This window comes from Methylophaga sp. UBA4204 (genome assembly GCF_002379485.1).
In the GTDB taxonomy this organism is placed as follows: domain Bacteria; phylum Pseudomonadota; class Gammaproteobacteria; order Nitrosococcales; family Methylophagaceae; genus Methylophaga.
The window spans coordinates 23430-24056 of record NZ_DFTU01000093.1 but is presented as its reverse complement, the minus strand read 5'-3'; the positions used below and the strand labels follow the sequence as shown (position 1 = coordinate 24056).

The following is a 627-nucleotide window of genomic DNA, read 5'->3' as shown; positions in this document are numbered from 1 at the left end:
CATGAATTTTTCCTGCCAACAGTGTCAGGTTTTCCAGTGCTCTGGTAAAGTACTGTAGTAACTTCTGGAAAGCTGATAATCCCAAATGAGAACCCGCGTTAAAATATGTGGCATTACGCGTCGTCAAGATGCTGAATTTGCTGTAAAAAGCGGGGCGGATGCTATCGGGTTGGTTTTTTATGAACCAAGTCCTCGCGCTGTGACAATGGCACAGGCTGCCGCAATTACTGCGCAGTTGCCACCATTTGTATCTGCTGTTGGTTTATTTGTGAATGCAACGGCAGAGAAAGTGCGGCAAACACTTGAGCAGGTTCCATTAAGTTTGTTGCAATTTCATGGCAATGAATCCGCTGAATATTGTGCTCAATTCAATATGCCGTACATCAAAGCGGTACGAATGCAGACTGCAAGTGATTTAATACAGGCTGATGAGCATTTTGCTGAAGCTTCAGCCTTATTGCTGGATAGCTATCAACATGGGGTGCCGGGGGGAACCGGACAGACCTTTGACTGGTCCATGATTACTGCAGTTAGCAAGCCGCTGATATTAGCGGGTGGTCTGACAACTGAAAACGTTGCAGAAGCTATTCAGCAGGTCTCGCCTTATGCAGTGGATGTAAGCGGCGG

General features: G+C 46.7%; 1 protein-coding gene. It reads left to right on the top strand.

What is annotated here, in order from left to right:
- Nucleotides 1-85 precede the first annotated feature (85 nt).
- Nucleotides 86-627: phosphoribosylanthranilate isomerase (locus B3182_RS14025; protein ID WP_292753171.1), on the top strand; the 542-nt coding region annotated here is incomplete at its 3' end.